Genomic DNA, 14,965 nt, shown 5'->3' with positions numbered 1-14,965 from the left:
GACTAGTTGGTGGAGGTGCGTCTGGCAAGATAAGCACCTAGCTCCTCTTCGCCTGCGATGACGATGGCATGCACTCTACTGGTTGCGCCTAACTTACGTAAAATAGCCGAGACATGCGTTTTAACCGTAGTTTCAGCGATGAACAGTTCTCGCGCGATTTGTTTATTGGACATCCCTAGCGCCATGCAGCTCAATACATCTAACTGTTTGTCGGTTAAGCGTATTAGCCGTTCTCGCGAGACCTCCGATGAAGACGTCAATGCTGATGACTCCATGCGTGGGGGAGGCTGGCGCATAATATCCGCAGGCAGATAAAGTTGTCCCTGAAGAATTTGGTTAAGTGCCGCTAACAACTGCTCTCGGGGGGTTGATTTTGGAATATAGCCAACGGCACCTTGGGTAATTGCGTCTAACACCAACTGGCGTTCCTGATGTGCCGAGACAATGGCGACGGGAAGCCATGGGAACCTTTCTCGAAGTATTGTCAGCCCTTCTAGTCCATCGGCATCGGGCAAGCTTAAATCGAGTAATAGCAGATCAAGCTCATCGTGGGTGTCTATCGTGTTAATAGCCCCCGCCAAGCTGTCCGACTCCAACAGTTGGGTATCTGTTAATCCAGCGCTAATCACCGCGTTCAGGGCATCGCGAAACAGCGGATGGTCATCTGCCACTAACAACGAGTACATGGCGTCTCCTACCAAGGGATGAGGGTGCGTCCTGCCATCGGGCTATATCGTAAATGGCGCGTGTAGCCAACACTGGGTAGGCACCTTATTTAATAATCATAATACTCAGGAGCTTTACCATGATCTACGCCAACCCGGGTGATGCTGGTTCCGTTGTGTCCTTTGAAAAACGCTTCGGCAACTATATCGGCGGTGAGTTTGTTCCCCCCGTCAACGGCCAGTACTTTGACAATATAAGCCCTGTGAACGGCCAAGTATTCTGCGAAATTCCCCGCTCTAGCGCTGAAGATATTGAGAAAGCACTGGATGCAGCTCACAAAGCAGCACCTGCCTGGGGTAAAACCTCCGTTCAAGAGCGCAGTAACATCCTACTTAAGATTGCCGACCGCCTCGAGCAAAACCTTGAAATGCTGGCTGTCGCCGAAACCTGGGACAACGGGAAAGCGGTCCGCGAAACCCTGAACGCGGATATTCCGCTTGCCGTTGACCACTTCCGATACTTTGCTGGCTGCCTGCGTTCGCAAGAAGGCACGGCTGCGGATATCGATGCCAACACAGTTGCCTATCACTTCCATGAACCACTGGGCGTTGTTGGCCAAATTATTCCCTGGAACTTCCCGATTTTAATGGCTGCTTGGAAGCTTGGTCCTGCACTTGCCGCTGGTAACTGCGTCATACTGAAGCCAGCTGAGCAAACCCCTGCCTCTATCTTGAAAGTCATGGAAGTTATTGGCGACCTGCTGCCACCCGGCGTACTGAATGTTGTTAATGGGTTTGGTGCAGAAGCTGGCCAAGCACTCGCCACCAGCAAGCGTATTGCCAAAATTGCCTTTACTGGCTCGACGCCGGTTGGCTCGCACATTCTTAAATGTGCCGCAGAAAATATTATCCCCTCGACAGTGGAGCTGGGTGGTAAATCGCCCAATATCTATTTCGCTGACATCATGAACGCCGAGCCGACGTTTATTGACAAAGCCGTCGAAGGCCTGGTGCTGGCATTCTTCAACCAAGGCGAAGTATGTACTTGTCCTTCTCGTGCGTTGATTCAAGAGAGCATGTATGACGAGTTTATGGCCAAGGTGGTTGAGCGGACTAAAACAATCAAACGTGGCAACCCGCTGGATACCGACGTGCAAGTAGGTGCTCAGGCGTCTCAAGAACAGTTCGACAAAATCATGTCGTACATGGACATCGCGCGCGACGAAGGCGCCGAGTTCCTTGCTGGCGGTGATAAAGAGAGCTTGGATGACAGCATCAATGGCGGTTACTACATCCAGCCGACACTGCTCAAAGGCAACAACAAGATGCGCGTCTTCCAGGAAGAGATATTTGGTCCTGTGGTCGCTGTTACCACCTTCAAAGATGAAGAAGAAGCGCTCGCCATTGCCAACGATACCGAGTTTGGCCTGGGTGCAGGCGTGTGGAGCCGTGACATTAACGTCGCCTTCCGTATGGGCCGTGGCATTCAAGCAGGTCGTGTATGGACTAACTGCTATCACCAGTACCCCGCCCATGCTGCGTTTGGCGGTTATAAGAAATCAGGCGTAGGTCGCGAAACCCATAAAGTGGCGCTTGAGCACTATCAGCAAACTAAGAACTTGCTAGTGAGTTACGATATTAACCCGCTAGGTTTCTTCTAATACGCTATTCTGCAGTGATATCGCCCGGCCGCTGCCGGGCGTTTTGCTACTCCCCTGACGCTTACTCTACCGATAAGAGCAATCACAAGTTGCCACATCGAAAACCATCAGGAGTCGCATCATGGATAACACAATGCGGGCGGCAGTCGTACGTGAGTTCGGCCAGCCACTAACGATAGAAGAAGTAAGCGTGCCTCGCCCCAAGCGGGGAGAGGTGCTGATGAAGGTGGCGGCCTCTGGCGTTTGCCACACTGATTTACATGCAGCACACGGCGATTGGCCGGTGAAACCGTCACCACCCTTTATCCCAGGTCATGAGGGGGTAGGACATATAGTGGCGGTGGGTGAAGGCGTCTCTCATGTGAAAGAGGGTGACCGTATAGGCGTGCCGTGGCTCTACTCTGCTTGTGGTTACTGTGAACACTGTTTGGGCGGGTGGGAAACCCTGTGCGAGTCCCAGCAAAATACCGGTTACTCGGTCAACGGCGGGTTTGCCGACTATACCTTGGCGGATGCAGGCTATGTAGGTCGTCTACCGGACGCCGTTGATTTCATCGAAATAGCCCCAGTACTGTGTGCGGGAGTGACGGTTTATAAAGGTTTGAAAATGACCGATACCCGCCCCGGCCAGTGGGTGGTTATTTCAGGCGTCGGCGGCCTGGGGCACATGGCGGTGCAGTACGCAAAGGCAATGGGGCTGAACGTCGCTGCTGTTGATATTGACGACGGTAAATTAGCCCTAGCCGAACGGCTAGGTGCCACGGTGACGGTTAATGCGATGAAAACCGACCCAGCAGCGTATCTGAAGAAAACCATTGGTGGTGCCCATGGAGCACTGGTCACAGCGGTATCGCCGAAGGCGTTTGATCAAGCGCAAAACATGCTGCGCCGTGGTGGCACTCTGGTGCTCAATGGCTTGCCACCGGGTGACTTCCCGCTGCCGATCTTTAGCACGGTGCTTAACGGTATTACCATTCGTGGCTCTATCGTGGGAACGCGCAGTGACCTTCAAGAAGCGCTGGATTTCGCCGCCGAAGGCAAAGTCAAAGCGACCGTGGCGACCGACACACTAGACAATATTAACGACGTTTTCCAGCGTATGATTGACGGCAAGATAGAAGGCCGCATCGTGCTGGATATGGCGAGCTAAAATATGTCTATGCAGCACTTACGCGCAGTAAAATAGCGGGTCACTGATTTAGTGAGTGCCTAAAATCGCGCTTGAACACTAACCGCAAAGTAAAAACCTACTGGTTTTTCTAAACGTCATTACTCCCGCTCAGGCTGTGTGTCTGAGCGGGCTAACAGCTTTTCTCGCACTTTTTTGCTTCACCCCCTCGTTTTGCACCTTATTGCTATAAGGCTGCAATGGTTTGCTTCATCATAGTGCCTTTACCCAATACAAGGCAGGCCATGAGCGATATAGAGGCACCGGATTTACATCAGCAGCGGCTTCTTCACGTGATGGATCTGCTGCGCGCTAGCGGTGTTCGGAAAGTGCTGGACCTAGGATGTGGTTCGGGTGGGCTTTTGCAATATTTACTTCACCAGCCACAGTTCGAGAAACTGGTAGGCCTGGAATTGAGCGGAGAACTACTGGCTCAGGCAAAATTTCGATTAGGGCAACTGCCGCAAGCTCGCCAAGGGCGCTTAGAACTGGTGTGTGGTTCTTATACTGAACATCATCCTGCACTCATCGGGTTCGCGGGCGCAGCGATGGTGGAGACCATTGAGCATATACCGCCTGAGCGTTTATCTGCTGTTGAGTTGGGGGTTTTTGGCGGATTACGCCCTGGTTACTTAGTCATGACTACCCCGAATAGTGAATACAACCCGCTATTCGATTTGGCCGACGGTGAATTTCGTGATCCAGACCACAAGTTTGAATGGTCACGCGACCGTTTTCGTGATTGGGCCCATGGCGTAGCACGCCGTAACGGTTATCGCGTGCGTTTTAGTGGCATTGGGGAATGGCCCCCCCTACTTGGTCAGCCTACCCAATTGGCAGCTTTCGAGCGGCACCATTAAGAAACACCAGCCGGAAAGACTAGGAGAAAGCGCATCGCGGAGTCGTTGACGCATAAAAAAATCCCGGCTCGTAGGCCGGGATTTCGTGTTTCACTTAAAGGCTAACGCCGTTACATCTGAGAATCTTCCGGCGGTTCGCCGATAGTGCCAGGCATTGCTTGTACATGGCCCATCTGTTGGCCTGCCAGGGTGAGGAAGTGCAGGTGGCGTTCGTACTCTGCTACGAGGTCACCAATCACCTGGCCACGGGTATAGCCGTTCAGGTCTTTATCTTGACCGCCCTCAGCTAAGTACACGTCCAAGCGTACATAGAAGTCGTCATCCGCAGGTATGAAGCTTGGTGTACGCATGCGGTGCGGACATACCTGATAGACAAAGCTGGTCGCGTCGCCTAGATCGACCTGCAGCGTCAGATTGGGAAGCGACTCGCCATCAAGATGCTCCTCGGTCACGTTGGCGGTTTGGCCACGGCTTTCAAGCTCTTGGGCAAATTGCGTCATCGCTGGGCGAATAGAGTGCTGAATGGTTGCCGCGGCACCCGCACGGTTAGAGGTATCTAGCGCACGATCCAAACGCTCGCGCCAGTCGCCGCCAGGCGCGCCACCGGCAATCATACGGCGTGCATCGGCCTTGCTGCCTTCTAGCTTCAGGGCTTTATACATCCCCACCATGACCGCGAAAATTACCAATGAGAAAGGCAGTGCGGTAATCACCACGGCGCTTTGCAGGGCGTTTAGGCCGCCAGCCATCAACAGAGCAATGGTGATCAAGCCAATCACCACCGACCAGAAAATACGCAGGCGTATCGGGGCATCGTGGTTAACATCACTCAAAATAGAGGTGAAGTTGGCCAGTACCAGCGCACCGGAGTCTGCAGAAGTAATAAAGAACACAATCCCTAATACCGTTACCACCGCTGCGGTAAGGCCTACGTAAGGGTAGTACTCAAGCAGTGTATAAAGTGTTGTTTGCGGAGTGTTGAGCGCCTGTTCACCCAGCTCAACCACACCTTGGTTGGCCACCAGTTCAATGCCGCTGTTACCGAATACCGACATCCACACCATCATAAAGGCCAGTGGAATAAACAGCGCACCGGCGACAAATTCACGAATGGTGCGGCCACGTGAAATGCGTGCCAAGAACAGGCCGACAAACGGTGTCCAGGCAATCCACCAACCCCAGAAGAAGATAGTCCACCACATTTTCCACTCTTGAGCGCCTTCATCGGCAAATGCGTAGGTGTCAAAGCTAGCGCCTACAAAGCCCGAGAGGTAGTCACCGGCGTTATTAACCACTTTATCTAGCAATACCAGCGTATCACCTGAAAAGAGTACAAATAGCATCAGTGCCAGCGCGAGCAGCATGTTGAACTCAGAGAGTCGGCGGATGCCTTTCTCAACGCCGGTCACCACGGAAATAGTTGCCAAAACCACGACCAGTACGATCAAAATAACCTGCACGGTAAGAGTTTCTGGCACGCCGAACATATAGGTGAGGCCGTAATTGAGCTGCATCACCCCAATACCCAGGCTAGTGGCAATACCGAACACGGTGGAGATCACGGCGGTGATATCCACTGCGTTACCAATCGGGCCATGGATACGCTTGCCCAAAATTGGGTAGAGTGCGCTACGGATCGCCAGCGGCAAGCGGTGGCGGTAGCTGAAGTAGGCCAAAGCCATACCCATCAACACGTACAGCCCCCAGCCGGAGAGCCCCCAGTGCAGATAGGTTTGAACAACGGCGTTACGCATGGCAGCTTGGCTTTCTGGCGTTAAGTCGGGCGGTGCCAGATAGTGGGCAACCGGCTCGGCAACGCTGAAAAACAGCAGGGCAATACCGATACCCGCAGCAAACAGCATGGCTGACCATGACAGCAGCGAAAATTCAGGCCGAGAGTGATCTGGGCCAAGGCGAATGCTGCCAAAGCGCGACATGCCAATAATCACCACAAATACCAGATAAGCCACAATCGCCAGCATGTAGTACCAGCCGAAGGTTTTACTTACCCAGGCAAGCCCTGCATCGAAAAAAGCGCCGGCCTGCTCGGTAAACACCATGGTAAGAACCAAGAAGACGAGAATGCCCGCCACACTCCCGTGGAAAACCACGGGATTGAGGCGGTCGCGTGAGGGGAGGTTGGGGTTGTCTTTCGCCATGGAGGCGGACTCCTGTTGTTAAGACAAGGATTAAAAACAGCGTTATTTTTGAATGAACGTTCAAATAAAATACGCGGTTTAAGTGCTCACTTCAAGTCGACGTGAAGCTTTCAGCCCAACAATTAGAGCGTTTCCCAGGAGTATAGAAACAAAAATGCCCGGCTAAGCCGGGCGTTAGAGCGGGGTTTGACGTTTAATAAACGCTTACTCTGCGGTACTTTCCTCGGCAGACTCGTCGTGGTGTCCGCGACGCTCATGATCGCGCTTGCCATGACTGCCTTCACCATGTCGGCGCTCGCCATGCTTCTCAGCATGCATGTCGCGCATGGCATCGCGCAGTGCCTGTTGCTCTTCTTCGGTGAGGATCTCGGCCACCTGAGCCTGATGCTCTTCGCGTAGCGACAGCATGGCATCACGATGTTCAGCGTGTGCTTCGTTTAAGGCAGTTTGTTGCTCTTCGCTTAGTCCGGCGCGCTGATAAACTTCCTGGCGGCGCTCTTCCATGCGTTCCTGCATCGCTTCGCGGTCAATACTAGCGCTATTGTGGTGATCTGCATGGGCGCTGAAGGCTAACGGCATCAGAGCAACGGTAAGTAGTGCAGGAGCAAATAGTTGGCGTAATGTCATGTTCATAGCAGACCTCGGAACATTTTAAAAAGTGGCAAGTTGTCGATGTCAGTATCTTAGGGCTTGGTGTAAAACGTTTGCACAAAGTGTGCAACAACCGTGACCTTATCGTAGCTTACGCGGTCACAATTGCTTGGGTGAGGGGCCGTTGTTTTCAAAACACGTGTTGAAAAGTCGTATTGAGGAGTTTTGAATGCCAGATTTACGCGTTATGCGTCGATACCTAAGCCTAAGCGCACTTGCCCTCTTAATTAGCGGCTGTGGTGCAACGCACCAAGTCAGCCAAGGCCTACCTGCCATTGAACAGGGAGCATTGAATGCTCCGCAGACGTTCACCCGACTACCTGCCCAACGTTATACGCCCGATGATTGGGCACAAGCATTAAACGCCCAGGTGCTGCTGCCGAATACACCAGACGCAAAGCGGCGACCTGCCGCACTCATTGTCCATGGTGGTGGCTGGCGCAATCGTGGTCCTGACGACATGGAGAGTATTGCGGAGCAGTTAGCAGAGCAGGGATATGTGACTGTGAATATTGAACACCGCTTTGCACCCGAGTACCGATTTCCTGAACAACTGCATGATTTACAGCAGGCAATGACCTGGATTCACAGCAACGCTGAGCGTTGGCAGGTGGATACTAACCGTATCGTAGGCGTTGGCTTTTCATCAGGCGCGCATTTGATAAGCCTCCTTGCCCTGGCTGACGATAAAGGCCCGCTTGGCGATCCTTATGGCGGCGAGCAAGCCCAGTTGGCGGCCGTGTTAGTAGGCGGTCTACCCAGTGACCTGCTGAAGTTTGATGACGGTCGCTTGGTGGTCGACTTTATTGGCGGCACCCGCGCCGAAAAACCAGAGGCCTATGCACTGGCTTCACCTGCGCGGCAAATCACCCCTCAGGCGCCACCGTTTTTTCTGTTTCATGGCAGTTGGGATCAGCTAGTACCCGTTGATCATGCGACTGACTTCTATCAAGCACTCCAGGCTCAGGGCACCGAAAGTGAGCTTTACTTACAGCGTGGCTACGGCCATTTTGCCAGCTTCCTACTTCGCGGCAGTGCTATTAAAGCCGGTATCGCCTTTTTGAATCGTCAGGTTCAGCCGTAGATAGTAAATAAAAGATAGTACATAAAAGATAGCAAATAGACGGTTTATCCTTCTGGTTGATACTTGTAACCGACTCCGTAAACGGAGCGGATGATCTCCAGCTCGGGGAGCGCTTCATGGATTTTTTTGCGTAGCTTCTTAATGTGGCTGTCCACGGTGCGTTCCGAGACAATGCGGTTATCCCGGTACATGTGATCCATCAACTGCTCGCGACTGAAGATACGTCCTGGAGATTGCATCATAACGCGCAACAGTTGGAATTCTACGGCGGTGAGGCCGAGGTCGTGCCCATTAGCAAGCGCCTGCCAGCCTTCTTCATCGAGTGTCACCGGCGCTTGTTTGGTGAAGTCGTGCGCGTCATCGGCCTGCGCCGCGGCGTGGCTACGGCGTAGTACGGCTTTTACGCGGGCAACCACTTCGCGAGGGCTAAAGGGTTTGCAAACATAGTCGTCTGCACCTAGCTCCAAGCCTAGTAAACGATCAACTTCTTCGACTTTCGCGGTCACCATAATAATTGGCAGGTTGGGGCACTGTTGACGAATTTCTCGACACAACGTTAGTCCATCTTTACCTGGAAGCATCACATCTAGCAGTACTAATGCCGGGGTGTGCTGGGTAAGCCAGGGCATAACGTCGTTGCCGTTGGCAATAATGGTTGCCGCAAAATTATTGTTTTCCAGGTAGTCCGCCATTAGCCGGGCAATTTTAGGTTCATCCTCAACAATAAGCAGTGAGGCGTCCTGGGGTGGGATATTCTCAGACATAGTCAGCTCGCTTGGGTTAGGAAGTAATTGACGTTAAGAAGCAATAAACAGCGGAAAGCGCAGCGTCCATTTCAAGCCGCCAAGCTCAGAGGCGCCAGGCGAAAGTATGCCGCCATGGGCATTAACTAATGCGCTGGCAATGGAGAGTCCCAGCCCGCTGCCACCACTTGCGCGGTTACGTGAGCCTTCCACGCGATACAGGCGTTCGGTTAAGCGTGAAAGCTCGCTTTCAGGCACGCCTGGGGAGCTGTCTTCCCAGGTAATCACGGCGTGGCCAGATACGCAGGTTAACGAAACACGTAGCTCACCTGGGGGCTGTGTATAGGCGCAGCTATTATCTAGCAGGTTGCTCCATAGCTGTCGCAGGCGCTGGGCATCCCCTTGTATCATGATGCCGGGGGTAAGCTGGCTTGACAGTGTCAGGCCGCTCTCTTCTAGCCAGCGGTCGGCGTCGGATAAACGGCCTTTCAAGCTTTCGCTGAGGTTCATTGGGGCTAGCTGAATATCTAATGCGCCTGCATCACTTTGAGAAAGCAGTCTCAGGTCAGTAACTAACCGTTCCAGTTGTGCCACTTCCTGGGCAAGTGAGCCAAGATTTTCCTGGTTTAACGGGCGAATGCCATCCTGCATTGCCTCGATTTCGCCACGCAGCACTGCCAACGGGGTGCGCAGCTCATGCGCCGTGTCAGACACCCATCGTGCTCGGGCGTCGCGGCTAGCTTCTAAGGTGGCCGCCAGGACGTTGAAGTCGCGCGCTAAACTGGAAAGTTCATCGCGACCGCGTTCTGACAACCGGGTGTGATAATCGCCTTCGGTCAAGCGTAGCGTTGCGCCTGCTAATGCTCGGGTGCGTCGCCCTAACCACCAAGAAAGCCCGCCCGCTAGTAAGAGCGATGCTAATCCAAGTGAAACAACAATAAGCACTAAGTTGCGTTGTTGGCGTTCTAAAAAGCGGCTTTCCATGCGCTCCATCATATCTTGCGGAGGGCGAAAGCCGAGTTCACCAATTGGTTCACTGTTACCGCTTGGGGTCATGTCGCTATACAGGGTGAGCCATCGCCAACCGTTTGATCCCCGAGCAGTATCAACAGGAGGGACAACAAAGCGGCCGTCGCTATTGCGTAAAGCAAAGTCCTGAGCCTCCCCCAGGGGGGGAGGGCGGTCACGGTGTTCCTGGCCAAGCTCAAAGCGCACAATATAGGGCCAGCGTTCTGGGGATTGCTCCAACCACCCCCAACTGCCCTGGGTTTCCCAGCGAGTAATGAGCCCATCTGCCAGTAGCGTAGCGCGCCGCTCTTGGGCTTGATTTAGATATTCTAAAAAACCGCGATCGATACTGTAAGTCACCGCTAAAAACACGCTCGCTGCAATGGCTACGTTAACGCTTAAAATAGCCACAAAAAGCTTGAGACCCAGTCGGGAGGGCCGCCACTGGCGTAGCGAAGCGAGCAGTTGCATTAGCTGACTCCCTCATGGCTTGGTTGGGGTGGCTTGCTGAGTCGTTCACGCAGGTTTTCTAAACCCAGGTAGAGGCAGGGCACTACCAGCAACAAGATGACCGTGGCGAATAACATTCCGAACCCTAGCGAAATGGCCATGGGTATCATAAAGCGCGCCTGGCGAGAGGTTTCTAGAATCATCGGTGCCAAGCCTAAAAACGTGGTGAGTGTCGTCATCATAATTGGCCGTAAGCGGCGAGTCGCCGCGGCGACGATTGCTTCGCGGGCATCCATGCCCTCACGACGCTTACGGTTAGCATAGTCAATCAGTACTAGGGCATCGTTAATCACCACGCCGGAAAGTGCCAGCATACCGAGTAGGCTGATAATCGATAGCCCGAACCCCATGAGCATGTGACCTGCAACGGCCCCGACAATACCAAATGGAATAGCGGCTAGTACCAGTAGTGGCTGAAGGTAACTGCGGAAAGGAATAGCTAATAGCGCATACAGCGCGGCCAGCATTAGCCACATGGCATTGCGTAGCGTGGCTAAATTGTCGGCGGTATCTTGTTGCCGCCCACCCATGCTCACTTCAAGCCCTGACCAGGTATTGCTAAGGGTGGGGAAAACATCTTCCTGCAGCGTGGCTAGCACTTGATTAATCGCTTGGTCTCCTTCCGAGTCAGCGGTAACCGTAATGATCCGCCGACCATCGATGCGTTGAAGACTGCTAGAAGCTTGGCTCAACGTGATATCTGCCACGCGTGATAACGGGACGCTTAGGCCGTCAGGCGTCTGGATCGGCAGCCGATAAAGCTCATTGAGGCTGTCGCGATCTTGCTCTGGCAGGCGTACCTCAACGCTGACTTCTCGACGGCCAATAAATTGTTCTATGGCAGTGGCACCCTGTAGCGGGCCGCGTAGCGCCTGGGCTAGGTCGTTCCCTGTTAGCCCTAACGCGCGCCCTTCGGCAGATAGGCGCATTTCAAGCTGCGGTTTGCCGTCTCCCAGTCCGCTATCGATATCGGTTAAACCATATTCGGCTAGTAGTTCAGCCAGTTGCGCAGCAGCCGCTTCTAACACTTGGGTGTTTGGGTGGGATAAACGCAGGCTCAGCGCTGCACCACTACCAGGGCCACCGAAGTCTGACTCGAAGCGCACAGATTGCGCGCCGACTAAATCACCCGTTAAGTCGCGCCACTCCTGGGCAATTCGAGATGGAGGCCAGGCATCTAAACTTTCTCTGGCGATATCTAAACGCACTTGCAAGCTTTCACCATCCAAGCGGCTGCGGGTACTGCTAAAACTGAGGGTTGCCTCGCGTTCGCTAAGTTGCTCGGCGGCATTCAGCAACTGCTGGCTCAATTCGCGGCTAACGCTAATGTTGCTGCCAATCGGTAGGGTAACGCTGGCCTGAACTTGGTCAGATTCCACCCTGGGCATGAGTGAAAAGCCAAGTCGGCCACTCATTGCCCAGGCCAGCGCGACGCATAGCAAGGCAACGCCCAGGGAGACCGTCAGCAGGCGTTGATTAAGCGCACGCTGTAAAAACGGTTCAAACTGCTGGTAAGTGAAGTGATGCAGGCCCTTTTGCATACGTAAACGAACGGCTTCAATGGGGCGCTGCCATACGGGTGTTTTGCGGGGTTTGCTGGCGTGGGCGAGATGGGCGGGCAGTATAAACAGAGCTTCCACGAGAGAAATAATAAATACCGTGATAACGACTACCGGCACGGTAGCAAAAATAAGCCCTAAAAAACCGGGTAAAAACAGTAGCGGCAGGAATGCAACAATATTGGACAGAATCGCGAAGGTAAGCGGTGTGGCGATCTCTTGAGCACCTTTCACCGCGGCATCGCGCAGGGAATAGCCCTGCTCCCGGTAGCTGTAAATATTCTCACCGACCATAATGGCATCGTCCACGACGATGCCAAGGGCGATAATAAAGGCGAACATCGACATCATATTGAGTGAGACGCCAATCCAAGGTAGAAACAGCATTGCACCCAAAAATGCCGTCGGAATGCCCAGCGTTACCCAGAAGGCCAGCCGAGCCTCAAGAAACAGTGCCATGAGAATCAGTACCAGTGCTAAGCCCATCCAGGCGTTTTTGAGCAGCAGGTTCAGGCGATCTTCGTAGATTTCTGAGCTGTCTCTGGAAATATCCAGGCGTACCCCGTTGGGCAGGTTGGCGCGCAGCCGCTCCAGCTCACCGTAGACGGCTTGTGAGATACTGGTCGGCGTTTGATCGCCAATCTGATAAATATCTACCGATAAGCCCGGCTCGCCGTTGTAAAACTCCTCGCGATCGGTTTCGGCAAAGCCTTCTCTTACGCGCGCAATATCGCTCAGTACAACGGGAGAACCTTGGGCGGTGGTGAGAATGGGGAGTGCGGCAAACTCATCCGCACTGTTGCGGCGTCCTTGGTAGCGAATCAACCACTCGCCTTCGGCGGTAGTGAGCTGGCCACTGGCAAGATCAAGTGCTTCTGCGGCAATTCGACTGGCAAGTTGTTGATGATCTAACCCAAAGCGCTCAATGGCTTCCTCATCCAAAAGCACTTGGATTTCACGTTCGCGATTGCCGGAGAGCTCTGCGCGAGAAATGCCGCTAGTAGACTGTAGCTCGGCGCGCACATCTTCGGCGGCGTCATGAAGTGCGGCTAAACTCACCGAGCCATACACTTGTAGGCTCACCACGCTGCGAGAGCGGCCAGCTAGGGTAAAACGCGGTGGATCCGCTGCGTTAGGCAAAGTCGTGATGGCATTCACGGCTTGCTGGATATCCTGATAGGCCCGCATCACGTCAACGCCATCGATCAGCGTGGCGCTGACTACGCCGCTACCTTCGCCAGCGCTGGCGGTTAATTCATCGATGCCTTCCACGTCGGCAATGGCAGCTTCAACTGGTAGCAGCAAACTTTGCTCAACATCTTCCGGCGTGGCACCAGGATAGCTGATGCTAACTTGGATGATTTCCGTTTCAAATTCCGGGAAAACCTCTTTCTTGATGGCCAGGGATGCCATTAAACCGCCGACGATAAATAGCACCATCATCAGGTTAGGGGCAACGCCATGGTCGACCATCCAGGCGAGTGGGCCACGGCGAATCATGGGCTTTCCTCATCACTGGCTGGCGTATCGCCCCGCTGGCGAATACGGACTTGTTGGCCTTCACGAGGCTGAGCCAAGCCGGCAATAACCACCCGCTGTCCGGGTACTAAACCGCTGCGTACTAGCGCCGTTTCCTGCCCGCGATAGGCCAGGGTGACATGGGTGCTGCGTAGGCGATCTTCATCATCTACCCACCATACCTGCTCGCCGGGACGCAATGCGGCAGAAGGCAAGGCGATGAGCGGCTCCTGGGTTGTGCTATGAAAGGCAACACGCAGCACATCGCCAAGACGCAGCGCAGGGCCATCTTGCTCTAGCGACAGCGGGTCATTCACGGCGATCAAAAGCTGCGCCTGTAAGCCGTTCTCTTCCAGGTTTGGCAGAATAGAAATTAAGTTACCTTCTCTGCTTGCTCCTTCCGGCCAGCCTTGGCTGGTAAGCGTGACGCGGCTGCCTGGCGTTAGCCAACCCAAAATATCCCCCGGCAACGAAGCGCGAACCCAAAACTGTTCGACGCCGACCAAGCTGAGTACTTCAGTACCTTGGCTTAACAGGCTGCCCGCACCGACCAAACGGTCTTGCACCATCGCCCGCCAAGGGGCAGCTAACGTGGCACGTTCAAGATTAAGCGCCGCTTGGTCTCGCACCACGCGTGCTTGTGTTAGTTGAGCTTGAGCTTGGCGTAGCTGTGGTTCACGTAGCACCAGTGCACGGCGCTCAGCGCTAAGTTGGCGGCCAAAAGATTCATACTCACTTCGGGCGCGCTGTTGCTCCGCTTGTTCTAGCGCTAACTGTGCTTGAGCGTTGGCCAACTGCGCTTCGGCATCTTCCAAAATAAGGCGTAAATCGGCCTGATCGATATAAGCAACCGGTGCTCCTTGTTCAACGACCTGGCCTGGGAGAACGCCTTCGCCAAAGCGTTCTAGCTGACCAGCAACCCGGCTGGCTAGCATAGTGGATTTCTCAGCTTCTACTCGCCCAAAGCCGTTAAGCATAGGAGCTTGAAGGCGCTCTTCAGCCGTAATGATATCTACTAAGGGTGGTGCGGCGGGGGGGGGGGGCCGTCGCTCAACGCGGGGTGGCTGGCTGATAATCCACCAAGCCAAGGCTAAACCGCCAACGAAGACCAGTAGCGCTGCCAAGGCACCGAAACCGACACGGCCTTGTTGAGAGGGAGCGTAAGAGTGAGAGGAGGTCATTACCGCGCGGCATCCGTTGGCTGAGGGCGAAAATTCCAGAGAAAATGGCGTATCATGCTAGCATCACCGATACGCAAGCAATGATTAGGTAAGCAATGTGCAAATAGCGTGCAACCCATCAAGCATCGCTGCATCGTGCTGTCTAACCGCTGATGGGCCTAACAATACCTGTCATTATTATTTTGAAAAGCACTAAAC

At 53.9% G+C, this 14,965-nt stretch carries 11 protein-coding genes; 4 read left to right on the top strand and 7 right to left on the bottom strand.

Annotated features, from left to right (window positions below; translation table 11 throughout):
- Positions 1-2 precede the first annotated feature (2 nt).
- Positions 3-686, bottom strand: a complete 684-nt coding sequence (locus REH51_RS05060) for a response regulator transcription factor (protein ID WP_009721343.1) — start codon at positions 684-686, stop codon at positions 3-5.
- 119 nt (positions 687-805) lie between these two features.
- Here REH51_RS05060 and exaC point away from each other — a divergent pair, with 119 nt between their 5' ends.
- The 3 genes from exaC to REH51_RS05045 all read left to right on the top strand — a co-directional run bounded on the left by exaC (position 806) and on the right by REH51_RS05045 (position 4,354).
- Positions 806-2,326, top strand: a complete 1,521-nt coding sequence (exaC, locus tag REH51_RS05055) for an acetaldehyde dehydrogenase ExaC (RefSeq protein WP_009721344.1) — start codon at positions 806-808, stop codon at positions 2,324-2,326.
- Between the two features lie 121 nt (positions 2,327-2,447).
- A complete protein-coding gene (adhP, locus tag REH51_RS05050; RefSeq protein WP_009721345.1) occupies positions 2,448-3,476 on the top strand; it encodes an alcohol dehydrogenase AdhP in 1,029 nt (342 codons plus the stop codon).
- A 263-nt stretch (positions 3,477-3,739) separates the two neighbouring features.
- A complete protein-coding gene (locus REH51_RS05045; protein WP_498937040.1) occupies positions 3,740-4,354 on the top strand; it encodes a methyltransferase in 615 nt (204 codons plus the stop codon).
- Positions 4,355-4,464: 110 nt separating this feature from the next.
- Here the strand turns inward: REH51_RS05045 and betT are convergent, their stop codons facing one another.
- Positions 4,465-6,513, bottom strand: coding sequence for a choline BCCT transporter BetT (betT, locus tag REH51_RS05040; protein ID WP_498937038.1), 2,049 nt, complete (start codon positions 6,511-6,513; stop codon positions 4,465-4,467).
- Positions 6,514-6,717: 204 nt separating this feature from the next.
- Positions 6,718-7,146 (bottom strand): hypothetical protein, encoded by a 429-nt coding sequence (locus REH51_RS05035; RefSeq protein ID WP_143759675.1) that lies wholly within the window; start codon positions 7,144-7,146, stop codon positions 6,718-6,720.
- A 187-nt stretch (positions 7,147-7,333) separates the two neighbouring features.
- Between REH51_RS05035 and REH51_RS05030 the strand changes: the two genes are divergently transcribed.
- The gene (locus tag REH51_RS05030) at positions 7,334-8,248 is read left to right on the top strand and encodes an alpha/beta hydrolase fold domain-containing protein (protein WP_498937036.1); all 915 of its coding nucleotides are present in this window, start codon (positions 7,334-7,336) and stop codon (positions 8,246-8,248) included.
- Between the two features lie 44 nt (positions 8,249-8,292).
- Here REH51_RS05030 and REH51_RS05025 read toward each other — a convergent pair whose 3' ends face one another.
- The 4 genes from REH51_RS05025 to REH51_RS05010 are packed head-to-tail and all read right to left on the bottom strand — an operon-like array spanning position 8,293 to position 14,767.
- A complete protein-coding gene (locus REH51_RS05025; RefSeq protein WP_009721350.1) occupies positions 8,293-9,012 on the bottom strand; it encodes a response regulator in 720 nt (239 codons plus the stop codon).
- 33 nt (positions 9,013-9,045) lie between these two features.
- Positions 9,046-10,470, bottom strand: a complete 1,425-nt coding sequence (locus tag REH51_RS05020; protein WP_498937034.1) for an ATP-binding protein — start codon at positions 10,468-10,470, stop codon at positions 9,046-9,048.
- Positions 10,470-13,568 (bottom strand): efflux RND transporter permease subunit, encoded by a 3,099-nt coding sequence (locus REH51_RS05015; protein ID WP_009721352.1) that lies wholly within the window; start codon positions 13,566-13,568, stop codon positions 10,470-10,472. Before REH51_RS05015 ends, REH51_RS05020 begins: the two co-directional genes overlap by 1 nt.
- Positions 13,565-14,767, bottom strand: coding sequence for an efflux RND transporter periplasmic adaptor subunit (locus REH51_RS05010; protein ID WP_009721353.1), 1,203 nt, complete (start codon positions 14,765-14,767; stop codon positions 13,565-13,567). Before REH51_RS05010 ends, REH51_RS05015 begins: the two co-directional genes overlap by 4 nt.
- Positions 14,768-14,965 lie beyond the last annotated feature (198 nt).

Source organism: Halomonas bluephagenesis (assembly GCF_054790765.1).
Note: the sequence above shows the minus strand (reverse complement) of the source record. Positions and strands in the feature narration are given on the sequence as shown.

Bases quoted from the DNA above. Each gene is read 5' to 3' on its own strand.
- REH51_RS05015 (WP_009721352.1), bottom strand. From the start codon at position 13,568: ATGATTCGCCGTGGCCCACTCGCCTGGATGGTCGACCATGGCGTTGCC.
- REH51_RS05060 (WP_009721343.1), bottom strand. From the start codon at position 686: ATGTACTCGTTGTTAGTGGCAGATGACCATCCGCTGTTTCGCGATGCC.
- REH51_RS05020 (WP_498937034.1), bottom strand. From the start codon at position 10,470: ATGCAACTGCTCGCTTCGCTACGCCAGTGGCGGCCCTCCCGACTGGGT.
- REH51_RS05010 (WP_009721353.1), bottom strand. From the start codon at position 14,767: ATGACCTCCTCTCACTCTTACGCTCCCTCTCAACAAGGCCGTGTCGGT.
- REH51_RS05030 (WP_498937036.1), top strand. From the start codon at position 7,334: ATGCCAGATTTACGCGTTATGCGTCGATACCTAAGCCTAAGCGCACTT.
- adhP (WP_009721345.1), top strand. From the start codon at position 2,448: ATGGATAACACAATGCGGGCGGCAGTCGTACGTGAGTTCGGCCAGCCA.
- exaC (WP_009721344.1), top strand. From the start codon at position 806: ATGATCTACGCCAACCCGGGTGATGCTGGTTCCGTTGTGTCCTTTGAA.
- REH51_RS05045 (WP_498937040.1), top strand. From the start codon at position 3,740: ATGAGCGATATAGAGGCACCGGATTTACATCAGCAGCGGCTTCTTCAC.
- betT (WP_498937038.1), bottom strand. From the start codon at position 6,513: ATGGCGAAAGACAACCCCAACCTCCCCTCACGCGACCGCCTCAATCCC.
- REH51_RS05035 (WP_143759675.1), bottom strand. From the start codon at position 7,146: ATGAACATGACATTACGCCAACTATTTGCTCCTGCACTACTTACCGTT.
- REH51_RS05025 (WP_009721350.1), bottom strand. From the start codon at position 9,012: ATGTCTGAGAATATCCCACCCCAGGACGCCTCACTGCTTATTGTTGAG.